This is a genomic window from Actinoplanes lobatus, from assembly GCF_014205215.1.
Classification (GTDB): domain Bacteria; phylum Actinomycetota; class Actinomycetes; order Mycobacteriales; family Micromonosporaceae; genus Actinoplanes; species Actinoplanes lobatus.
Genome location: NZ_JACHNC010000001.1, coordinates 1,875,304 through 1,896,366, shown reverse-complemented (window position 1 = coordinate 1,896,366; position 21,063 = coordinate 1,875,304). Strand labels below are relative to the sequence as shown.

At 72.1% G+C, this 21,063-nt stretch carries 19 protein-coding genes; 11 read left to right on the top strand and 8 right to left on the bottom strand.

Annotated features, from left to right (window positions below; translation table 11 throughout):
• Window positions 1–79 precede the first annotated feature (79 nt).
• Window positions 80–382, top strand: coding sequence for a WhiB family transcriptional regulator (locus tag BJ964_RS08545; RefSeq protein WP_041832981.1), 303 nt, complete (start codon window positions 80–82; stop codon window positions 380–382).
• Here the strand turns inward: BJ964_RS08545 and BJ964_RS08540 are convergent, their stop codons facing one another.
• Genes BJ964_RS08540 through BJ964_RS08530 form a run of 3 tightly spaced genes read right to left on the bottom strand, consistent with a single transcriptional unit; the run spans window position 383 to window position 3,321 of the window.
• Window positions 383–1,531: an ArsA family ATPase gene (locus BJ964_RS08540; protein ID WP_188120174.1), complete on the bottom strand. Its 1,149-nt coding sequence runs from the start codon at window positions 1,529–1,531 to the stop codon at window positions 383–385. It lies immediately after the preceding gene.
• Between the two features lie 36 nt (window positions 1,532–1,567).
• On the bottom strand, window positions 1,568–2,518 hold the full coding sequence (locus BJ964_RS08535) for an ArsA family ATPase (protein WP_188120173.1): 951 nt from the start codon (window positions 2,516–2,518) through the stop codon (window positions 1,568–1,570).
• Between the two features lie 23 nt (window positions 2,519–2,541).
• Entirely contained in the window at window positions 2,542–3,321 is a 780-nt protein-coding gene (locus BJ964_RS08530) for an Rv0361 family membrane protein (RefSeq protein ID WP_188120172.1), read from the bottom strand.
• 133 nt (window positions 3,322–3,454) lie between these two features.
• Between BJ964_RS08530 and BJ964_RS08525 the strand changes: the two genes are divergently transcribed.
• From BJ964_RS08525 to BJ964_RS08505, 5 genes are all read left to right on the top strand, one after another.
• Complete coding sequence (locus BJ964_RS08525; RefSeq protein WP_093619400.1) at window positions 3,455–3,610, top strand: DUF4177 domain-containing protein; 156 nt, start codon at window positions 3,455–3,457, stop codon at window positions 3,608–3,610.
• Window positions 3,607–4,068, top strand: a complete 462-nt coding sequence (locus tag BJ964_RS08520; RefSeq protein ID WP_188120171.1) for a RidA family protein — start codon at window positions 3,607–3,609, stop codon at window positions 4,066–4,068. The genes BJ964_RS08525 and BJ964_RS08520 overlap by 4 nt, the downstream gene beginning before the upstream one ends.
• A 95-nt stretch (window positions 4,069–4,163) precedes the next feature.
• On the top strand, window positions 4,164–4,961 hold the full coding sequence (locus BJ964_RS08515; RefSeq protein ID WP_188120170.1) for an MBL fold metallo-hydrolase: 798 nt from the start codon (window positions 4,164–4,166) through the stop codon (window positions 4,959–4,961).
• The gene (locus tag BJ964_RS08510; RefSeq protein WP_188120169.1) at window positions 4,958–8,533 is read left to right on the top strand and encodes an adenylate/guanylate cyclase domain-containing protein; all 3,576 of its coding nucleotides are present in this window, start codon (window positions 4,958–4,960) and stop codon (window positions 8,531–8,533) included. The genes BJ964_RS08515 and BJ964_RS08510 overlap by 4 nt, the downstream gene beginning before the upstream one ends.
• Window positions 8,534–8,564: 31 nt before the next feature.
• Window positions 8,565–9,563 carry a serine/threonine-protein kinase gene (locus tag BJ964_RS08505; protein WP_188120168.1) on the top strand — a complete coding sequence of 333 codons (999 nt, stop codon included), beginning with the start codon at window positions 8,565–8,567 and terminating at the stop codon, window positions 9,561–9,563.
• Between the two features lie 103 nt (window positions 9,564–9,666).
• Here BJ964_RS08505 and BJ964_RS08500 read toward each other — a convergent pair whose 3' ends face one another.
• The 4 genes from BJ964_RS08500 to BJ964_RS08485 form a co-directional block, all read right to left on the bottom strand.
• Window positions 9,667–10,317 carry a hypothetical protein gene (locus tag BJ964_RS08500; protein ID WP_188120167.1) on the bottom strand — a complete coding sequence of 217 codons (651 nt, stop codon included), beginning with the start codon at window positions 10,315–10,317 and terminating at the stop codon, window positions 9,667–9,669.
• Between the two features lie 101 nt (window positions 10,318–10,418).
• Window positions 10,419–12,425 (bottom strand): ATP-binding protein, encoded by a 2,007-nt coding sequence (locus BJ964_RS08495; RefSeq protein ID WP_188120166.1) that lies wholly within the window; start codon window positions 12,423–12,425, stop codon window positions 10,419–10,421.
• An 11-nt stretch (window positions 12,426–12,436) separates the two neighbouring features.
• On the bottom strand, window positions 12,437–13,735 hold the full coding sequence (locus BJ964_RS08490; RefSeq protein WP_188120165.1) for a carboxyl transferase domain-containing protein: 1,299 nt from the start codon (window positions 13,733–13,735) through the stop codon (window positions 12,437–12,439).
• Between the two features lie 153 nt (window positions 13,736–13,888).
• A complete protein-coding gene (locus tag BJ964_RS08485) occupies window positions 13,889–14,566 on the bottom strand; it encodes a Crp/Fnr family transcriptional regulator (RefSeq protein WP_014447921.1) in 678 nt (225 codons plus the stop codon).
• A gap of 207 nt (window positions 14,567–14,773) precedes the next feature.
• Here BJ964_RS08485 and BJ964_RS08480 point away from each other — a divergent pair, with 207 nt between their 5' ends.
• Genes BJ964_RS08480 through BJ964_RS08460 form a run of 5 tightly spaced genes read left to right on the top strand, consistent with a single transcriptional unit; the run spans window position 14,774 to window position 19,206 of the window.
• The gene (locus tag BJ964_RS08480; protein WP_188120164.1) at window positions 14,774–15,910 is read left to right on the top strand and encodes a CapA family protein; all 1,137 of its coding nucleotides are present in this window, start codon (window positions 14,774–14,776) and stop codon (window positions 15,908–15,910) included.
• Window positions 15,911–15,928: 18 nt separating this feature from the next.
• Entirely contained in the window at window positions 15,929–16,741 is an 813-nt protein-coding gene (gene nth, locus BJ964_RS08475) for an endonuclease III (RefSeq protein WP_268248026.1), read from the top strand.
• Window positions 16,738–17,289, top strand: coding sequence for a TlpA family protein disulfide reductase (locus BJ964_RS08470; RefSeq protein ID WP_188120163.1), 552 nt, complete (start codon window positions 16,738–16,740; stop codon window positions 17,287–17,289). Before nth ends, BJ964_RS08470 begins: the two co-directional genes overlap by 4 nt.
• On the top strand, window positions 17,286–17,999 hold the full coding sequence (locus tag BJ964_RS08465; protein WP_188120162.1) for an NUDIX hydrolase: 714 nt from the start codon (window positions 17,286–17,288) through the stop codon (window positions 17,997–17,999). The genes BJ964_RS08470 and BJ964_RS08465 overlap by 4 nt, the downstream gene beginning before the upstream one ends.
• A 28-nt stretch (window positions 18,000–18,027) precedes the next feature.
• The gene (locus tag BJ964_RS08460; protein WP_188120161.1) at window positions 18,028–19,206 is read left to right on the top strand and encodes a MarP family serine protease; all 1,179 of its coding nucleotides are present in this window, start codon (window positions 18,028–18,030) and stop codon (window positions 19,204–19,206) included.
• A 509-nt stretch (window positions 19,207–19,715) separates the two neighbouring features.
• Here BJ964_RS08460 and mycP read toward each other — a convergent pair.
• On the bottom strand, window positions 19,716–21,029 hold the full coding sequence (gene mycP / locus BJ964_RS08455) for a type VII secretion-associated serine protease mycosin (RefSeq protein ID WP_229806976.1): 1,314 nt from the start codon (window positions 21,027–21,029) through the stop codon (window positions 19,716–19,718).
• Window positions 21,030–21,063: the final 34 nt, after the last annotated feature.

Here is a 21,063-nt window from a genome sequence, read left to right as displayed (position 1 = left end):
GAGACACGGACGCCGGACCGGCATGGGGGAACAGGGAGCCGCCGGCGTCAGGGGGTGACAGCAAGGGGGGACGTTTACCGTGGGGATGATCAGCGACTGGCCCAGCATGGCGGCGTGTCAGAGTGGCGACCCTGACGCGTTGTTCGTGCAGGGCGCCGAGCAGAACGTGGCGAAAAGGATTTGCCGCAGCTGCCCGGTCCGCTACGAGTGCCTCGCCGACGCCCTGGACAACCGCATCGAGTTCGGCGTCTGGGGAGGCATGACGGAACGGGAGCGGCGGGCACTGCTCCGCAGGCACCCGCATGTGGCGAGCTGGCGGAAGATGTTCGAGGCCGCACTGCGGGAGAAGGGCGCCGACAAGGTGCTCGTCTCCACCCGCTGATCAGGAGAGTGCGAGTAGAGCTCCGATCGTTCGCAGCCCGTCGACGTCGTGGACGTCGGCGGGCTGCGCCGCGACCGAGGCCGCCGGCACCGACGGGAAGGACTCGGTGAACCCGGCCGCCACCGCGGCCTCCCGCTCCGCCTGCCGCAGCAGCGCGGCGTGGATCCGCAGCACGTCCGCGGTGACCGGGTTGTCGCCGGTCTCGTCCAGCCGCTCGGCCGCGGCCTCGCTCGCCTCGGCGGTCAGCCCGCCCGGCTCGGTGGTGTGCATCCGGTTGAGCACCAGGCCGCCGAGCGGCATCCGCTCGGCCACCAGCCGCTCGGCGAAGTAGGCGGCCTCCCGGATCGCGTCCCGCTCCGGGGCCGCGACCAGCAGGAACGCGGTCTGCGGGTCCTGCAGGATCTGGTACGTCTGGTCGGCCCGCTGCCGGAACCCGCCGAACATCGAGTCCAGCGCCGCCACGAAACCGGACAGGTCGGTGAGCAGCTGGGCGCCGAGGATCTTCTGCACGGCCCGGGAGAACAGCCCGAACGACGCGGTGACCAGGCTGAACATGCTCCGGCCGCCGGATCGGGCCGGGGCCAGCAGCAGCCGTAGCATCCGGCCGTCGAGGAAGCGGGACAGCCGGGCCGGCGCGTCCAGGAAGTCCAGGGCGGACCGGGACGGCGGCGTGTCCACCACGATCAGGTCCCACTCCTCGCCGGCCCGCAGCTGGCCCAGCTTCTCCATCGCCATGTACTCCTGCGTGCCGGCGAAGGTCGAGCTCATGGCCTGGTAGAACGGGTTCGCGAAGATCTCGGCGGCGCGTTTCGGCGAGGTGTGCTGCTCGACCACCTCGTCGAAGGTGCGCTTCATGTCCAGCATCATGGCGTGCAGCTCACCGCCACTGCGCTCCACGTCGATGCCCTTGACCTGGCGGGGGGTGTTGTCCAGCTCGGTCAGGCCCATCGACTGGGCGAGCCGGCGGGCCGGGTCGATGGTGAGCACCACCGTGCGGCGCCCGTGGATCTCGGCCGCGCGCAACCCGAGCGCGGCGGCCGTCGTGGTCTTCCCCACACCGCCGGCTCCGCAGCAGACCACGATGCGGATGGCCGGATCGGCCAGGAGACCGTCGATGTCGAGCCGTGGAGCGCTCAAATCAGCCACCATTTCAGGGTAGTGCGTCTTGATCGGACGTTTCCTCGATCAAGCTCGCATGAGGAGTGCGGCCAGCTCGTCGAGAGCCGGGCGGTCGACCCCGTCCGGCAGCAGCGGCAGTTCGACCATCGGCCGGTTCAGCTCGGTCAACTCCATCCGCAGAGACTCCTCCAGCTCCCGCCGGGTCAGGTGGGCCTGTGCCTCGGCGGTGAGCTGACTCACCATCGCCGGCGGCGCGGGCAGCCCGGCCGCGCTCAGCCCCCGCTTGATCTCGGCCTTGGTGACCTTCCCCTCGGCCAGCAGCGCCTGCCTCGCGCCGTTCACCACCACCCGGCCGACCGGGATGTTCAGGGCGGACAGCTCGGTGATCGCGTCCAGCGTCTCCTGGACCGGCATCTCCTCGAGCAGCGTGACCACGTGCACGGCGGTCATCGGTGAGCGCAGCAGCGACGCCACACTCTCGCTCTGGGTCTTGATCGGACCGACCTTGACCAGCCGGGCGGTCTCCTCGGTGACGTTGAGGAACCGGCCCACCCGTCCGGTGGGCGGCGCGTCCAGGACCACCGCGTCGTAGAACCGGCGGCCGTCCTGCGCCCGGGTGGTGGCCTCCTTCACCTTCCCGGTGAGCAGCACGTCGCGCAGCCCGGGGGCGATGGTGGTGGCGAAGTCGATGGCGCCGACCTTGCGCAGGGCCCGCCCGGCCGCGCCGAGCTTGTAGAACATGTCCAGGTACTCGAGGAGGGCCTCCTCGGCGTCCACCGCCAGCGCCCGCACCTCGCCGCCGCCGGAGGTGGTCGCGACCCGGCGTTCCGAGTACGGCAGGGGGTCCAGCCCGAACAGCTGGGCGATGCCCTGCCTGCCCTCCACCTCGACGAGCAGGGTGCGGCGGCCACCGGCGGCCAGACCCAGCGCCAGCGCGGCGGCCACCGTGCTCTTGCCGGTGCCGCCCTTGCCGGTCACCACGTGCAGCCGCTCCGGCCAGTTGCGGTGTTCACCCATGCACCCAACGGTACGGCCACCCGTCAGCCGGACACCTCGCACACCAGCCAGCCGGCCTTGCGGATCACAGTGAACCGGAGGTCCTGGGCGGCGGACCGCTCATCCTCGGTCGACATCACGACCTGTACGTCCACCAGCGCCCGTTTGTCGTCCCGGTTCGCGACGTCCGGCTCGTTCCAGCGGAACGCCGGGCCCGGGTAGCCGGCCGCGTACGAGCTGATCTGTTTGATCCGGGTGGCGAGTTTCGCCTCGTCCCGTGATTTGCGGCAGACCAGGTCCTGCGCCGCGTTCGGGTCCTGCTGGGTGAAGACCGCGGTGAGGAACTGGTCGACCGCGGTGGCCGGATCCGGCGCGCCCGGGTTGTCGGCGTCCCGGAGCAGGTAGTACGCGGAGACCGCGCCGCCGCCGCAGAGGGCCAGGGTGGCCACGAAGGCGATCGAGAGGAACACCGTCGGGCGCCGCCGGTCGGTCACCGGGGGCAGATGGGCGGTCGGCGGGTCCAGCCAGATCGGCTCGGGCGGGGGCTGGATCTCGGCGGGGGGCGAGTGCTCGTACGCCAGGTAGGGCGGCGGCTGGTGCTGCCACTCGCCGGGCTTCTCGTGCTGGGCGTGCCACGGACCGGCCGGGGGTGGCTGCTGCCACCCCGGCACCGCCGGATGCTCGGCGGTGTCCTGGTCGGCCGTGTGCGGCGGCTCCGGCACCGGGATCGGCTCCTCCGGCGGGATCGGCATCGGTGGTTCCGGCTCGGGGGTGGGAGGTGGCTCCGGGTGCCCGCCCGGCCCGTTCCAGGGGTCCTGCGTCATGTCCTCCTCCGCTCATCGCTCTTCGTGATGGCATGTGTTCAATCCGTGACACAGTCCCGCTCAGCCTAGCCAACCCGCTGGTCGTCCGCGTCCTAAGCTGTGCGCGTATCCGACGTAAGGGAGAGCGCAAGCCATGCAGAAGTGGGAGTACGTGACCGTGCCCCTGCTGGTCCACGCGACCAAGCAGATCCTCGACAACTGGGGCGAGGACGGCTGGGAGCTCGTCCAGGTCGTTCCGGGGCCGAACCCCGAGCAACTGGTCGCCTACCTGAAGCGGCCCAAGTCGTGACCACGCCGGCGCACGCCCGCCTCGCCGAGCTCGGTCTGATCCTGCCGTCGGTGGCCGCGCCGGTGGCGTCGTACGTGCCCGCCGTGCAGTCCGGCAACCACGTCTTCGTCTCCGGGCAACTGCCGTTCGTGGACGGCAAGCTGACCCAGGTCGGCAAGGTCGGCGCCGAGGTCACCGTGGAGGAGGCGGCCGCACTGGCCCGGCTCTGTGCCCTCAACGCGCTCGCCGCCATCGACGCGCTCGTCGGCCTGGAGCGGATCGTCAAGATCGTCAAGGTGGGCGGGTTCGTCGCGTCGGCGCCCGGCTTCACCGCCCAGCCGGCCGTGATCAACGGCGCCTCCGACCTGTTCGCCGCGGTTCTGGGCGAGCAGGGCCGGCACGCCCGCGCCGCCGTCGGCGTGGCCGAGCTGCCGCTCGGTGCTCCCGTCGAGGTCGAGGTCATCGCCGAAGTGGCCTGATCTTGCGGTGATTCGGGCGCATTTGCTCACCGAAGGTGACCGGATCGGACATCGTGTCTCGGTCATCGTCGCCGGGCCGACGTACGATTCGGGTCATGCGGGGTGCTGCGCCCGAGTCGGCCGAGGTCGACCGGCTACCGGGTTGGGTGACGTTGCTGCGGGCGCCCAACCCGGGGCCGATGACGCTGGACGGCACCAACACGTGGATCCTGCGGGCGCCCGGCGCCGATGTCGCGGCCGTGGTCGACCCCGGCCCGCTCGACGAGGGGCACCTGCGGCGGATCGCCGAGTTCGGGCCGTTCCAGTTCATTCTGATCACACACGGTCATCACGATCACGTCGAGGGCGCGGACCGGTTGTCCGAACTGCTCGGCGGCACCACGGTGCTGGCCGCCGACCCGGCGCACTGCCGTAACGGTGAGCCGTTGGACCCCTTCGAGTCCCTCGGTGGGAACGGTCTCGAAATACGCGTCGTCGACACTCCGGGGCACACGAGTGATTCGGTGTCCTTTCTCGTCGAGTGTGGGGACGACCGCGCGATGTTCACCGGCGACACCATTCTCGGGCGCGGCACCACGGTGGTGGCCCAGCCCGACGGCGACCTCGGGGCATACCTGGACAGTCTGGAACTGCTCAGCGCGTACCCCGAGGTCCTGATGCTGCCCGGCCACGGACCGGCCCGCGCCGACACCGCCGAGCGTGCCCGTTTCTATCTGGACCACCGCCGGGAGCGCCTGGCGCAGGTGGCGGCCGCGATGGCGGCCGGGGCGGAGACGCCCGCGGCCGTGGTCGACCTGGTCTATCCGGACATCGACCCGGGCGTGCGCTTCGCGGCCGAGTGGTCGGCCGCCGCGCAACTCGACTATCTGCGCCGGAAACGGATGACGCCGTGACCTGCCCGGTGTGCGGGACCGTCCCCGTTCCCGGCGCCCGTTTCTGTCATCACTGCGGCGCCGCGCTTCCGGTGGCCGCGCAGCTTCCGGCGGCCGAGCGGCGCATCGTCACCGTGCTCTTCGGTGACCTCTCCGACTTCACCTCGTTCTCCGAGGACCTCGATCCGGAACGCGTCGGCGCGGTCACCGACCGGGTGCTGGCCGCCCTGGCCGGCGCCGTGAAGACGTTCGGCGGCCACGTCGACAAGCTCACCGGCGACGGGATCATGGCGGTCTTCGGCGCCCCGGTGGCCCATGAGGACGACGCCGAGCGGGCCGTCCGGGCCGCGCTCAGCATGCAGCGCGCGGTCCGCCGGGTGCTCGACGACGAGCGCGGCGGCGGCGCCCCGCTCGGCCTGCGGATCGGGCTCAACACCGGCGAGGTGGTCGCCGGCATGCAGGCCGGCATCGAATACACGGTGATCGGCGACACGGTGAACACGGCGGCCCGGCTCGCCGACGCCGCCACCATCGGCGGGGTCTACGCCGGCGAGCGGACCAGCGGCGGCACCCGGCACGTCGCCTCCTGGCGGCAGTTGCGGCCGCTGCGGCTCAAGGGCAAGCGGGAGCCGGTCCCGACGTACGAGCTGCTCGGCCTGCACGACGCCCCGGGCACCCGCTCCGGGCTGGGCGTCGAGGCGCCGTTCGTGGGCCGCGAGGCCGAGCTGGGCCGGGTCTCCGGCCGGCTGTCCGAGGCGATCGACACCGGTACCCCGAGGATCCTGGTGATGACCGCCGAGGCGGGCATCGGCAAGTCCCGGTTCGCCGGCGAGGTCAAGCGGCTGGCCTCCGGATACCCCGGGCACGGCGCCCGGGTGCTGCGGGTCCGCTGCCGGGCGTTCGGTGAGCGCCGCCGCTACGCGCCGCTGGCCGACCTGGTGCGCAAGGCGGCCGGCCTGCCCAAGGACGTGGCCACCACGGTCGCCCGTACGGTCGCGGAGGAGCGTCTCCGCAAGCTGGCCGGCCGGCTCAACGTGACCCTCGACGTCGACCGGCTGCTGGTGCTGCTGGGTTACGGCGAGGCCCCGGACCGCCCGGTCGGCCCGACCGCCCCCGCCGACCGCCCGGCCACCCGGGGGATCGACGCCGAGGCGGTCTCGGTGGCGGTCAGCGGCCTGTTCAACGCGCTCGCCGCCGAGGAGCCGCTGGTGGTGATCGTCGACGACCTGCACGACGCCACCGCCACCACGCTCGACGCGATCGGCCTCACCCTCAACCAGCTGGACGGCCCGGCGGTGGCATTGCTGCTCGGCCGGCCCGAGCTGGTCCGTGCCGCCGGCGCCATGACCCGGCTCGCCGACGCCGAGGTGCACGCCCTGCCCCCGCTGCGCGGCGCCGACGCGTCCCGGCTGCTCACGTCCTATCTGGGCGGTGGCAAGCTGTCCCCGGCGGACAGCGACCGGTTGCTCGCCACCGCCCAGGGCAACCCGTTCTACCTGGCCGAGATGGTCACCCTGCTGATGGAGCGGGGCTCGCTCACCCCGGCGATCGGCGCCAACGCGGCCGGCCGGTGGGAGCTGGCCGCCGGCTCGCTCGGCAGCCGGCTGCTCTCCCGGGACCTGGCCGCCGTCCTGGCCGCCCGCATCGACGCGCTCGCCGTCGAGCCCCGGTCGGTGCTGCGTGACGCCTCGGTCGCCGGGACCACCGTGCCGAGCGGGGTCCTGGAGGCGCTCCAGGAGCGGCGTGCGGCCACCGGCGGCGTCGAGCTGGAGCGGGCCGTCGACGAACTGCTGCAACGCCGCATGCTGCACCGGTCGCGGGGCGGCTACCAGTTCACCACCCCGCTCATGCGCGAGGCGGCGTACGCGGGGATCGGCAAGGGCGACCTGGCCGAGCGGCACGCGTACCTGGCGACGTGGGCGGCGCCGGAGAGTGTGCACCAGCCCGGCCACGACGGCGCGGTCCGGCTCAACCTGTCCGACGGCGAGCGCGACGCGTTCATCGCCCTCCACGCCGAGCACGCCGTCGAGCTGGCCGACGCGGTCCGGCTGCGCCCCGACGCGGCCGCCCGGGAGGTGGCCCCGCTGGGCGTCGAGGCGCTCGGCCGGATGGCCCGGCGCGCGCTGGCCGACATCGAGCCGGCCGCCGCCCTGGAGTACGGCGAACGCGCCGCCGCCCTGGCCAAGGGCGACCTGCCGCTGCCGGACCAGCTGGTGCAGGCCCGTGCGCTGCTGCGGCTGAACCGGGCCGAGGAGGCGCTCGCCCAGGGCGAGAAGATCGCGGTGAGCTCCGCCGCGGAGCCGGTCAGCCGGGCCGAGGCGATGATCGTGGTCGGCCGGGCGTACGAGGCGCTCGGCGACACCGCCAGGGCTGTCGCCGCCTGGCAGGAGGCCCTCGACGTGGCCACCGAGGCGCAGCTGCTGCCGGAGCGGGCCAACGCGATGCGCCGGCTCGGCATGGCGGACTTCCTGAACGGCCGGCTCAGCCAGGCGAGCAGCCGGTTCGCGGCGGCGTACCAGGTGACGCTCGCGGCCGGGGACCGGCACGGGCAGGCCTGGGCGTTGCAGAGCCTGGCCTGGGTGACCACCACCCGGGGGGACTTCGCCGGCACCGACGCGGTGCTGGGCCGGGCCGCGCGGCTCTTCGCCGAGTTGGGCGACCCGGTCGGGCGGGCCTGGCTGCGCGGCACCACGGCGTTCGCCCGGCTGCTGGCCGGCCGGTTGCAGGAGGCACGGCGGCTGGCAAGGCTGTTCCTGCCGTTCGGTGGCCGGGTCGGTGAGGGCTGGGCGGTCGGCACGCTGCGCGTGGTCGAGGCGTACGCGGCCGCCGAACTCGGCGATCTCGGTGCGGCCGACGGGCAGGCGCGGCGGGCGTACCGGGAGTTCCTCGAGGTCTCCGACGACTGGGGCTGCGGGCTGGCGCTCGTGGTCCGCGGCGCGGTCGCCCGCGGGCTGAACGAGCCGGAGCACGCCAACGACCTGCTCACCGATGCTCTGGGCTACGCCGACAAGACCGGGCACCCGCTGCTGCTCGGCATGGCCGGGACACTGCGCGGGTTCGTCGCCCTGCAACGTGGCGACCTGGAGACCGCCGAGGCCGACGCGCGCCGGGTGATGGTCGCCGTCGAGCCGCACAACCCGCTCGCCCCGGCCCAGGTCGGGCCGCGGGTGCTGCTGGCCGAGGCGCGGAACCGGGCCGGGGACGCGGCGACCGCGATCGGGCTGCTGGCGCCGATCGCCAGTGACACGTCGGCGCCGTCGCTGCTGTTCTCCCGGCGGCACGCGCTCGCTTCGTACGCCTCCGCCCTGCTCGCCGACGGCCGGGTGGACACCGCGCTGACATGGATCGAGCGGGCCGCCGCGGCGCCCGCCGAGGACGTCCGCAGTGGTGTGATCGCCTCGATGGTCCGGGCCCGGGTGCTGGCCGCCGCGGACCGGTGCGAGGAGGCGCGGGCGGCGGCCGAGGAGGCGGTCCGATTGGCATATTCGACCGAGCAGGCGAGCGAGCGGGCGGCCGCTGAGGAACTACGCGAAACGCTCTCTTCGACCATCGTCGAGGAAACTGTCGCCTACGCGTCTGACGTGCCCGGATGATCTCCGTGGCGGCTGGCGTATTTTCTATTCCGTGACGGAGACTCCGCCCGGTGCCCTGCCGGTGCCATACGTGCCCGGCATGTCCGGCTTGTCGGTCATGGCCCGTGGCGGCTATGCCACTGTTTACCGGGCCACCCAGGATTCCGTCGGCCGCGACGTCGCCATCAAGGTGGAGAACCGGACCCTCGACAGCGCCCGTGACCAGGCTCGCTTCCTGCGCGAGGCGCGTGCGGCCGGCCGCATGTCGTCGCACCCGCACGTGGTCGACCTCTTCGACGTCGGGGTCACGGTCGACCAGCACCCGTACCTGATCATGGAGCTCTGTGACGGGTCGTACCTCGACCGGATGCGCGTCTCCCCGCTCGACGCCGTCGAGGCCCGCGACATCGGCATCAAGATCGCCGACGCGCTGGTGCACTCGCATGCCAACGGCGTCCTGCACCGCGACGTGAAACCGGCCAACATCCTCTACTCGGAGTTCAACGCGGCCGTCCTCGCCGACTTCGGCCTGGCCGTGCTCGGCGAGATGCGCGACTCAGCGGTCACCCTCGAGGTGCTCACCCCGGCCTACGCCCCGCCGGAGATGTTCCGCCACGACAATCCCTCCGGCGCCGCCGACGTCTACGCGCTCTGCGCCACCCTCTACGCGGTGATGAGCGGCCGGCCACCGCGCTGGGAGTCCAACCGCAGCCCCAGCATCCTCACCCTGATGGACCTGTTCCACCAGGCCATCCCCGATCTGCCCGGGGTGCCGCGGGCGCTCACCAACGTGCTCCGCTTCGGGATGGACAACGACCCGTCCGCCCGGCCCACCGCGGAGCAGTTGCGCGACCTGCTCAGCAATCTGCACCTGGACCCGAGCGTTCCGCAGCCGCCGCCGGCCGTCTACCGTCCGGCCGCGGCCAACAACGTGCCGCCGCAGCGTCCGCGCCCGATCCCGCCGAGCACCCCCACTCTGGACGAAACCCCCACGGTCCATAACAATCCGGCTCGCAAGGGTTTCTTCAGCAAGTGGTTCCTCGGCAACTGAAGACCCATTTCTCGTACGCGTCGGGAAAGGCTCCCGGAGTTCCCCGCGAGCCTCTGCCGGGTCGGGCCTTTGCCGCGCCCGCCGGGCTGAGCTGCCACGAGACCTACTCGTAGCACTCCTGGAAGGTCAGCTGGAGCGTCAGCGAGGTGACCTTCCGGCTGTCGCCGTCGATCTGGATCCGGTAGACGGTCTGCCGGTTTCCGGGCGCCTTGGCCATCACCCGGCCGGTGTCCTCCAGGAACTGCTCGTCCACGGCCTTCGGGTAGGCGCGGCGGACGTCGTCGAGCGTGCTGCCGACCTTGATGCCCTCCGGCGTGGCGACGCCCTTCGGGGCGGGGATGGCGGCGAGGCCATCGATCCCCTGATACCAGACCCAGCCACTCTCCGACTGGGAGCCCTTCAGGCGGAACTCGGGAACGCAGCCTTCGTTCACCTCCTGCCACTCCGCGAGCGTGGAGGCGGACTGCTTGACGACCTTCCCCGTCGCGAGGGCCTCGGCACGGGTCATCCCCAGTTCGAGCGCGCCCAGCCCGTCCGGCCCGAGGACCAGCGCCGCGGCCTTGGCCGGAGCGCTCGACTTCGACGCCGAGGGGCTGGCGGCCGTGGTGGGGGATGCCGAGGTGGCCGCCGTGGTGGGCACCGCCGCGCCGACCGGGGCCGCGACGCCACCGACCTGCTCCGGGCCCGCCGCGCATCCGGTGACGGCGAAGGTGAGGCCGAGGACCGCACCCAGGAACGGAACCGTACGTCGCATCGCTGTCGCTTCTTTCTTCACAGGCTCTGTCGTTCTGTCATGAGGTGCGATGCGACGGTACGGCCCGTGGTTCGTGGATCTTTATAACGGCCGGATAACGGCTATTCGGGGTCGAGGACCGCCAGGAGCTCGCCGGTGTCGACCTCGGCGCCGGGCTGGACCGGCAGGGAGGCGACGACGCCGGCGGCGGGCGCGTGGACCGGATGTTCGAGCTTCATCGCCTCCAGGGTGAGCAGCAGCTCACCGGCGCGGACCCGCTGGCCGGGCACCACCAGGACGCGGCGGACGGCGCCGGGCAGCGGGGCGATCAGGGAGCTCTCGGCGGCCTCCGGCGTGGGCAGCGGGAACCGGGAGATCTCACGCAGGGCGACCGAGCCCTCGGGGCTGTCGACGTAGGAGATGTCGCCGGCCCGGTGCACGTGGACCGCGAACCGGATGCCCTGCACGTTGAGGATCACCCGGTCGCTGTCGGCGCGGACCACCACGATGGCCGGGTGCTCGTCGGCGACCGGGGCCTGACCCAGCCCGGCCAGGTCCAGTTCCTCCGGGTCCACCGCGCGGACCCACCAGCCGGCCAGACCGCCCCTGCGGTTCATCCGGTAACCGACCTCGACCGGGCCGGTGGGGCCGTCGTACACCGCGGTCTGTGAGCCGGACGGGACGTTGCGCCAGCCGGACGGCAGGGAGCGGAGGACCGGCGCGCCGGCGCGCCGGGCGGCGGCGCCGGCCAGGGCGGCGGCCAGGCAGGAGAGCCGGACCGCGTCCACCGAGGAGAGCAGTGGGGCGAACACCTCGGGGTGCCGGTCCAGAAAGCCGGTGTCCACCTCGCCGGCCCGGAACGCGTCGTGCCGCAGCACCCGGACCAGCAGGTCCCGGTTGGAGACGACGCCGTGCAGGTGGGCGCGGGCCAGGGCGGAGGCGAGCATCCGGGCGGCCTCCTGACGGCTCGGCGCCCAGGAGATCAGCTTGGCCAGCATCGGGTCGTGGTGCATGCCGATCACCGAGCCGTCGGTGACGCCGGCGTCCAGGCGCAGGCCGGGCTGCGGCAGGGGGCGGAACTGGCCGGCCACGTCCGGGACGGCGAACCGGTGCAGGGTGCCGGAGGCGGGCAGCCAGGCGTACGCCGGGTCCTCGGCGCAGATCCGCACCTCGATGGCGTGCCCGCGGATCGCCGGCGGGCCGGGCATCGGCACGTTGCCGCCCTCGGCCACCAGCAGTTGGAGGCGGACCAGGTCGTAGCCGGAGACGCACTCGGTGACCGCGTGGTCGGCCTGGAGGGTGGGGGTCAGTTCGAGGAACCAGAAGTCCCCTTCGGAGTCGAGCAGGAACTCGACGGCGCCGGCGCCCACGTAACCCAGCGCCCGGACCGCGACGATCGCGGCACGGCACAGGTCCTCACGCAGGCTGACGTCGACGGCCGGGGACGGGGTCTCCTCCACGATCTTCTGGTAGCGGCGCTGCACCGAGCACTCGCGCTCACCGAACGGGACCACGGCGCCCTGGGCGTCGGCCAGGATCGGGACCTCGATGTGCCGGGCGTTGCTGACGTACGGCTCGCAGAACACGTCGCCGCCGACCTCACGCCGGGTGGAGGCGACCGCCTCGGCGAGCGCGGTGGCGTCCCGGACCACCCGCATGCCGTGACCGCCGGTGCCGGTGGCCGGCTTGATCAGCACCGGGAAGCCGGGCACCGTCTCCGGGTCGGTGTAGGTCGGCAGGACCGGCACCTGCGCCTCGGCGACCAGGCTCTTCGTCTCGATCTTGGCGGCCAGGGTGCGGAGCGTGGCCGGTGGCGGCCCCACCCAGATCATCCCGGCGTCCACCACGGCCTGGGCGAACTCCGGGTCCTCGGCGAGGATCCCGATGCCCGGGTGCACGGCGTTGGCCCCGGCCCGCTGGGCGGCCGCGAGCAGCGCCCCGGGCGCCAGGTAGGTGGCGGACGGCGTACTGCCCGGCAGATGTACCGCGTAGTCGGCCTCGGCCACGTGCGGCGCGTCGGCGTCCGCGTCGGAGTAGACGGCGACCGTTTCGATGCCGACCAGCCGGCAGGTGGCGAACACCCGGCGGGCGACTTCTCCGCGGTCGGCCACCAGAAGTCGTCGGATCACTGGTCCACCTTTCAAGATCGGAACACGCCGACGTGACCGGCGCCCACGACGGCCGCGCTGTGCACTACGGAGAGGCAGAGGCCGAGGACCGTACGGGTGTCGCGCGGATCGATGACGCCGTCGTCGACCGGGGCGGTGGCGCCGGCCGTGGGCCAGCTGAATCGGAAGCGGGGCTCGTCGGTGCGCTCGGGGACGGTCCCGCCGACGGTGAGCACCAGGTGCGGCACTGTGGACCGGGAGATGGCGTGCCCCATCGGGGCGTCGTGCCGGCTCTCCTGGTCACCACCGGCCGTACCCGGATGGCCCAGGAACAGCAGCGGGGTGGCCGTGGCGTTGGCCAGGTGCAGGAAGTGCACCGCCTTCTGTGCCTCGGCGGCCGAGCAGGACCGGTTCGGGGCGGCGAGCACCCCGAGCGGATACCCGTGCAGCTCACCCCACCCGGCCACGACGGCGGCGCCGTGACCGGGTTTGAACTCGTCGAAGTCGCTGTCGTCGAGGATCCGCGCGAACACCTCACGCGGCTCGAAGCCGGCCGGATCGACGGCGGCCAGGGTGAGCAGATCCTCGTCACCGTGCCGGGGCGGGGCCGGATGGTGGGTACGCGGAGCCGGCCCCTGCTTGCGCCAGTTGAGCCGCCGTACGCACTGCCGGGCCAGCCGCAGCCCGTCCCGCTCGTCGACGGCGGTCTGGTCGGCGGGGTCGGCCGGCGCCACCGGGGAGTGCCCGTTGACGCCGCCGCTGACCGGCCCGCGGACCGTGATCGTGTAGTCGGAGAGCGCCGGCAGGTAGGCGGCGTCCCCGGTGGTGGCGCCGAAGACCACGCAGATCGACGGCACCCGCTCCGGGGGGAAGAGCCCGCCGGTGGTGCCGGTCTCGCCGGTCGACTCGATCAGGTTGATCAGCGGGAGGCGGTTGGCCGTGGCGATCGTGGTGGCCCGGCGGATCTTGTCGGCGGTGTACGGGTTGACCGCACCCTCGGCCACCGTCGGATCGTTCGCCACCACGGCGCACTCGACGCCCTCGATCACGCCGATCCCGGTGACCACGCTGCCGCCGACCGGGTACTCCGTGCCCCGGGCCGCGACCGGGCACAGTTCGAGGAACGGGCTGTCCTGGTCGAGCAGCATCTCGATGCGCTCCCGGGGCAGCAGCTTCCCGCGCGCGTGGTGCCGGGTCACGTTCTTCTCGCCGCCGCCGGCACGTGCCTCGTCGAGCGCCTGCTCCAGCTCGGCGAGGAGTTCCAGGGTGGTGCTGCGGCCCTGCAGGTAGGCGGGATCACGCTGGTCCAGCGTGGTGCCGAGCACGGTCATACCGCCACGCCCCTGCCTGCCTTCAAAGCCGCGCCCTTCCCGTGCCCGCCGTTGCCCTCTCGACCACCTCCGTAACGAGTGGCCGTACGGATGCGACACGCAGGCACGACTAAGGGGCTGTCCGGCAGGACAGCCCCTTATGAGCGGGTGGCGTCAGACGCGAGCGCGGCGGGCCAGGCGCTCCGGGTCCAGGATGATCACGGACTTGCCGTCCAGCCGGAGCCAGGCACGCGAGGCGAAGTCGGCGAGCGCCTTGTTGACCGTCTCGCGGGAGGCGCCGACCAGCTGGGCCAGCTCCTCCTGGGTGAGGTCGTGGGTGACCCGCAGGACGCCGCCGTCCCGGGTGCCGAAGCGGCCGGCCATCTGGAGCAGGTTCTTCGCGACCCGGCCGGGCACGTCGGTGAAGATCAGGTCGGCGAGCGCGTCGTTGGTGCGCCGCAGCCGGCGGGCCAGCACGCGGAGCAGCTGCTCGGCGATCTCCGGCCGGTTGTTGAGCCACGGGCGCAGCGACGACTTCTTCAGCCGCGCCAGGCGGCTGTCGGTCACCGCGGTGGCCGTCGCGGTGCGCGGGCCGGGGTCGAAGAGCGAGAGCTCGCCGAGCATGTCGGACGGGCCCATGATGGAGACGAGATTCTGCCGTCCGTCCGCGGCCCGGCGACCGAGCTTGATCTTTCCGGACAGGACGATATACAGACTGTCGCCGGCCTCGCCCTCGTTGAAGACCACGTCGCCCTTGCGGACTTCGATCGTGTCCATCTCCTTGGCGAGCGCCTCGGCGGCTTCCGGGTCTACACCCTGAAAGATTCCGCTCCGGGCCAGTACCTCATCCATCGCCGCACCTTTCGAAAACGCGCAACGTCTGCGCTCGATCAGTCTAGGCGCATGCGGGCGGGAAACGGGCGGCCACCCCTTGATCCAGATACTGGACGGTAACCAGAAATGCCGTGACCGCTCATGACAATTCAGCGGTCCGGGCATATCAGGACAGGCCTTTCGTCGGTCGATCCCGCTTGCCGGCCGACGGTATCGTCCCCGTCGATGAATTCGCAGCCCCCCTCCCCCAGTAAGAAGCGTTCCGTCCTGCTTGTGACGGTTGCTCTGATAAGTGGCGCTTTGAGTGGTTGTAGCGAGGAAAGTGACTCCCCGGTCTGGACGGCGCCGACGTCCGCTTCGGCCCGGCCCCCGATCGAGGAATCGGCCGAGATCGAGTCGATCACCCTCTCGGCCACCGGCGACATCATCATGGGCGACGCCCCGAACAGGCTGCCCGCCAACGACGGCGAGGGCTTTTTCGACGCCGTCACCGGCTCGCTCAAGTCCGATCTCGTGATGGGCAACCTGGAGCAGCCGCTCACCGGCGACACCGGCACCTCCAAGTGCGGCACCCCGAAGCGGGACAACTGCTTCGCCTTCCGGTCCCCGCCGGCCTACGCCGGGCACCTGAAGGAGGCCGGGTTCCAGCTGCTCAACACGGCCAACAACCACTCCAAGGACTACGGCCCCCAGGGTTACCGCAACACCGTGGAGGCGCTGGAGGGCGCCGGGCTCGAGCACACCGGGGCCGAGGACCAGATCACCGTCGTGAAGGTCAAGGGGATCCGGGTCGCGGTGGTGGGCTTCTCGCCGTACACGGGGGCGAACAACGTGAACGACCTGGACGCCGCCGCCTCCGTGGTGGCCGAGGCCCACGAGCGGGCCGACCTGGTCGTGGTGCAGGTGCACATGGGCGCCGAGGGGACGGACAAGGCGCACGTGAAGCCGGGTAACGAGATCTACTTCGGAGAGAACCGGGGCAACCCGGTCAAGTTCAGCCGGACCGTGATCGACGCCGGGGCCGACCTCGTGGTGGGGCACGGGCCGCACGTGCTGCGCGGCATGGAGTTCTACAAGGGCAAGCTCATCGCCTACAGCCTGGGCAACTTCGCCGGCGGCGGGCGCACCCTCTCCCGCGACGGCGACCTCAAGTACTCCGGCATCCTGCACGTCTCGCTCACCGGGGACGGGAAGTACGTGGGCGGGAAGTTCATCTCCACCTATCTCAACGACGCCGGTGTGCCGTCCCGCAACAAGGGCGACGACCGCAGCCGCAAGTTGGTGGCCCAGCTGTCCGAGGCGGACTTCGGCGACACCGCCGCCGTCGTCGCCGCGGACGGGAGCATCAAGCCTCCGGCGTGACCGACGTACTCTTTACCGGTGACCCGACCCCGCGCAGCGACAGCCGTGCTTTCGCGCTTCGCGGGGGAGACGCCGCTGGGCCGCAAGCGCCGGGCCCGGAAGATGGCACGCGAGCTCGCCGAGACCCATCCCGACGCGCACTGCGAGCTGGATTTCACCAACCCGCTCGAGTTGGCCGTCGCGACCATCCTGTCCGCGCAGACCACCGACGTGCGGGTCAACCAGGTCACCCCGGAGCTGTTCCGCCGCTACCGCTCGGCCGCCGACTACGCGGCGGCCGACCGGGAGCAGATGGAGGCGCTGCTGCGCCCCACCGGCTTCTTCCGGGCCAAGACCAACTCGCTGATCCGGCTCGGCCAGGCTCTGCTGGAGCACCATGACGGGCGGATCCCCGGCAAGCTGGACCAGCTGGTGAAGCTGCCCGGTATCGGCCGCAAGACCGCCAACGTGATCCTGGGCAACGCGTTCGGCGTCCCCGGCATCACCGTCGACACCCACTTCCGGCGGCTGACCAACCGGTTCGGCTGGGTCGACGAGCAGGACGAGGTGAAGATCGAGTCCCTGGTCGCCGACCTGATCGAGAAGCGCGACTGGACGATGCTGTCGCACCGGGTGATCTTCCATGGGCGGCGGGTGTGCCATTCGCGTACCCCGGCTTGTGGGGCCTGCACCCTGAAGGCGATGTGCCCGTCGTTCGGCACCGGCCCGACCGAGGCCGCCCCGGCGGCGAGGCTTCTGAAGGGCCCGCGGGCGCGTGAGCTGGCGGTGGCCGCCGGCGTGGATCCGGCCCTGGTCCCGGCCGTGGCGGTCCTGGCTCCGGAGGAGCCGTGAGACGGCTCGTCCCGTTGATCGTCGCCGCCCTGGCGCTGTCCGCCTGCACCGCCGCCACCGAACCCGATGAACCGGATATACCGTCTCCTTTCGCGACCTGCTCTCCTCTTGAAAGCCCCGGTGTCGCCGCTACCGAAATTCCGGACATCTCGCTCCCCTGCTTCACCGGCGGCGAGGGAGTGAAACTGCGTGACCTGCGCGGGCCCGCGGTGATCAACCTCTGGGCGTCGTGGTGCGGCCCCTGCCGCGAGGAACTCCCGGTCATCCAGGGCCTCGCCGACCGCGCCGACGGCCGCTTCACCGTCCTCGGCGTGGACATCGGCGACGACCGGGCCGCCGCCGCCGACTTCGCCACCACCCGCGGTGTCAACTTCCCGACCCTGTACGACCGGGAGAAACAGCTCCTGGACGAACTCGGGCTGGCCACACTGCCCGCGACCGTCTTCATCGATGCCGACGGGGGGATGTACGTGCACCGAGCCGCCATGGACGTCGACCAGTTGATCGAACAGATGAAGAAACATACCGGCGTTACGGTGACCCGATGAGCCGCGGTGAGGTGCTGGACCGGCCGGACGGACTGCCCGGATGGTTCGACCCGCTGCTGACCAGGGTCGCCGAATGCCGTACCGAGGACTTCACCGCCCTGCGCCGCCCCGTCGGGAAGGGCGGGCGCTCCAGCGCCGTGCTGGTCCTGATCGGCGAGGACGACGACGGCCGCCCCGATCTGCTGGTCCTGCAACGGGCCGCGACCATGCGCAACCACGCCGGGCAGCCGGCCTTCCCGGGCGGCGCCACCGATCCGGAGGACGCCCACGCCCCGGCCACCGCGCTGCGCGAGGCCCAGGAGGAGGTCGGCCTCGACCCGACCTCGGCCGAGGTGCTGGCGCTGCTGCCCGAGCTGTGGATCCCGGTCAGCGGCTTCGTCGTCACCCCGGTGCTCGCCTGGTGGCGCAAACCCCATCCGGTGCATCCGCTCCAGCCGGCCGAGGTGGCCCATGTCGCCCGGCTGCCGATCAGTGAACTCACCGATCCCGCGAACCGTATCCGGGTGCGTCATCCGAGTGGCTGGATCGGGCCCGCCTTCCAGGTCCGTGGGCTACTCGTCTGGGGTTTCACGGCGGGAGTGATCGCGGCGATGTTGGAGATGGCCGGCTGGGCGGTCCCGTGGGAGCCGGGACAGGTCGTCGAGCTACCGGATGCCAGCGCGCCGGTGCCCGCCGCCCGCGGCGGGGCGCCGGACGAGGTGGTGCCGTGAGATGGACCCCGACTTCTACGCTGAGTGAGTGCCCGTGGTCGATGTCATCCTGATCGTGCTCATGGTGCTGTTCGCGATCAGCGGATACCGCCAGGGCTTCACCATCGGTGCGCTGTCGCTCGGTGGCTTCTTCAGCGGCGTCCTGATCGGTCTCCAGCTCGGTCCGCTGATCGCCCGCCAGTTCGAGAATGGGACGGTCCGCCTGGTCGTCGCCCTCGGCGTCATCCTGGTGCTGGCCGTGCTCGGGCAGACCCTGGCCGGCTGGCTCGGCACCAACCTGCGGCAGGTCATCCAGAGCCGCCCCCTGCAATACCTCGACGACGCCGGCGGAGCGCTCGTCTCGATCGTCGCCGTGCTGCTGGCCGCCTGGCTGGTGGCCGTGCCGTTCCAGTCCACCCCGTTCCCGGCGATCAACCGGGAGGTGCGCGGCAGCGCCATCCTCGGCGGCATCAACGAGCTGATGCCCGAGCAGGTGCAGGCGCTCTCCTCCGGGCTGCGCGACACCCTCGACACCAACGGCTTCCCGGACGTGTTCGGCGGCTTCGCCCGAACCCAGGCCCGCGAGGTCCCGGCCCCCGACCCGGCGCTCGCCGGCTCCAAGGTGGTGCAGGAGTCCAAATCCTCGGTCCTCAAGATCCTCGGCTCGGCGCCGAGCTGCTCCCGCCGCATCGAGGGCACCGGCTTCGTCTACGCCAAGGAGCGCGTCATGACGAACGCGCACGTGGTCGCCGGCACCCGCGAGGTCGTCGTGGAGAGCGGCGGCCGCCAGATCGAGGGCAAGGTCGTCGTCTACGACCCCAAGCGTGACCTGGCCGTCCTGTACGTGCCCGGCCTCAAGGCGCCGGTCATGCCGTTCGTCGCCAAGGAGGCGTCGAGCGGCGCCAACGCCATCGTGCTCGGCTACCCGCAGGACGGCCCGTACAACGCCCAGTCCGCCCGGGTCCGCGACGTCAGCCGCATCACCGGCCCGGACATCTACGAGTCCGGCGATGTGACCCGCGAGATCTACACGATCAAGTCCCTGGTCCGCAGCGGCAACTCGGGCGGCCCCCTGATCGACCCCAACGGCGACGTACTCGGCGTCATCTTCGCGGCCGCCGCCGACGACAAATACGTCGGCTTCGCCCTGACAGCCGACGAGGCCGCATCGGTGGCCCAGGCCGGTCGCACAGGCACCCGAGGCGTCCGCACCGGCGAGTGCGCATAACCCCTTCCCTGTACGGCCTAGGCCTCTCCAACCACACACAGCCCGCCCCGTGGCGCCCGGCGACCACCTGCCCACTCACGCCTTTGCCGCCCGCCCCGGGCGGAGCTGCCGGGTTCGCGACCACGTGGCCCGGCCAGGCCGCCACGCGCCCCCGCCATTCGTCCCAGCCGCGGAACGGTCACCCGAGTTGGACGGCGGTGCGCTCAACACCCCCCCGGGCATTGGTCCCAGCCGCAGGACGGTCACCCGAGCTGGACGGCGGTGCGCTCAACACCCCCCCCGGGGCATTGGTCCCAGCCGCAGGACGGTCACCCGAGCTGGACGGCGGTGCGCTCAACACCCCAGCAAAACGCCGCCGGTGTCGAGGCAAGTGATTTGCCGACGCCAGCGGGGTTTGCTGGCGGCGGGAAATCACCTGCCTCGACACCGGTTACAAGGCGTTTTGCCGCGTAGCGAAGCGGAGCCATCAGGCCCAGCGTTTTGCCGCGGAGCGAAGCGGAGCAATCGGACTAAGTACCGTCGGCGAAGCGGCGGATCGTTATCGCGGCCGCGATCGCGGATAGCAGGAGCAGCAGGATGGCGACCCACCGGGCCACCGGGACGCCGGTGTCGGCGGGTTCGGCGGGTGCCGCCCAACCGCCCGCGTTCTGGTCTGTGGACGCGGTGGTGGAGTTCGGTGGGGTGCTGGCGTCGGGGGCCGACTGGGCCTGCCCGGAGACCGGCGCGCTGCCGAAGCGGGCGACACCGGCCGGTGGGGTGTTGTCGAGCGGGTTGCCGGGCACCTGCGGAACGTCCGCGGTGAGCGCGGCCACCGGGTCGACGAGGCCGAAGCCGAATTCCGGGTCGCGGCCCGGGTCGCCGCGGTCCTTGGCGGTCTTGATGATCCGGTTGACCACCTCGCCGGCCGGCATGTCCGGCCAGCGGGAGCGGATCAGCGCCGCGGTGGCGGCCACCATGGGGGCGGCGAAGCTGGTGCCCTGGACCTTCCAGTAGCCGCCGGGCCGGGCGCCGACCAGCTCGTTGGCCGGGGCGGTCACCACGGTCTCCTTGCCGGTGACGGAACCCGACCAGAGGCCTTCGCCGTCGCGGTCGAGCCCACCGACGGCGATGACGCCGGGTTCGCGGGCCGGGTACCACACCCCGGAGCGCGGTGTGGTGGCCGTGGCGGTGCCGGTCGCGTTGCCGGTGCAGGCGATCACCACGACGTCCTTGGCGAACGCGTAGTCGATCGCGGCCGACAGGATGGAGCTGGACCCGCTGCCGCCGAGGGACAGGTTGACCACCTTGGCGCCGTGGTCGACCGCCCATCGCACGCCCTTCGCCACGATCAGGGCGTCGTCGTAGCGGTTCTCCTCGTCCAGCACCCGGACCGGGAGGATCTTGGACTTCGGGGCGATGCCGACGACGCCCTGCGGATCGTCGGAGCGGCCGGCGATGAGCGCGGACACCGATGTGCCGTGCCCGACCGGGTCGCTCTCGCCGTCGCCCTTCTTGTCGACCAGGTCGAGGCCGGGCAGCACCTGGCCTTCCAGGTCGGCGTGGTGGGCGTCCACCCCGGAGTCGATCACGGCGACGGTGACGCCGGCGCCGTCCGAGTAGTTCCACGCCTCGGCCAGGTTGAGCGCCTGCAACTGCCACTGGTCGGCGCGCACCGCGTTACCGGCGGTGTCGACGGGCTCGGCCAGGACGCCGGCGCCGTGGCCGGCCGGGATCGGGGTGGTGGAGTAGATGACGGGTGCCGGGCCGAAGGCGATCAGGCCCGCCAGCGCCGAGGCGCTGAGCCGTCGGCTCAGCACCGGCCACCGCCATCGGGTGCCACCCATCGCGGCCTCTCCGGCCGGGACACGATGCTCACAC

Coding starts and splice junctions, on each gene's coding strand:
- BJ964_RS08540 (WP_188120174.1), bottom strand. CDS start 1,531: ATGGTGGCTGATTTGAGCGCTCCACGGCTCGACATCGACGGTCTCCTG.
- BJ964_RS08535 (WP_188120173.1), bottom strand. CDS start 2,518: ATGGGTGAACACCGCAACTGGCCGGAGCGGCTGCACGTGGTGACCGGC.
- BJ964_RS08530 (WP_188120172.1), bottom strand. CDS start 3,321: ATGACGCAGGACCCCTGGAACGGGCCGGGCGGGCACCCGGAGCCACCT.
- BJ964_RS08525 (WP_093619400.1), top strand. CDS start 3,455: ATGCAGAAGTGGGAGTACGTGACCGTGCCCCTGCTGGTCCACGCGACC.
- BJ964_RS08515 (WP_188120170.1), top strand. CDS start 4,164: ATGCGGGGTGCTGCGCCCGAGTCGGCCGAGGTCGACCGGCTACCGGGT.
- BJ964_RS08500 (WP_188120167.1), bottom strand. CDS start 10,317: ATGCGACGTACGGTTCCGTTCCTGGGTGCGGTCCTCGGCCTCACCTTC.
- BJ964_RS08490 (WP_188120165.1), bottom strand. CDS start 13,735: ATGACCGTGCTCGGCACCACGCTGGACCAGCGTGATCCCGCCTACCTG.
- BJ964_RS08485 (WP_014447921.1), bottom strand. CDS start 14,566: ATGGATGAGGTACTGGCCCGGAGCGGAATCTTTCAGGGTGTAGACCCG.
- BJ964_RS08480 (WP_188120164.1), top strand. CDS start 14,774: ATGAATTCGCAGCCCCCCTCCCCCAGTAAGAAGCGTTCCGTCCTGCTT.
- BJ964_RS08465 (WP_188120162.1), top strand. CDS start 17,286: ATGAGCCGCGGTGAGGTGCTGGACCGGCCGGACGGACTGCCCGGATGG.
- mycP (WP_229806976.1), bottom strand. CDS start 21,029: ATGGGTGGCACCCGATGGCGGTGGCCGGTGCTGAGCCGACGGCTCAGC.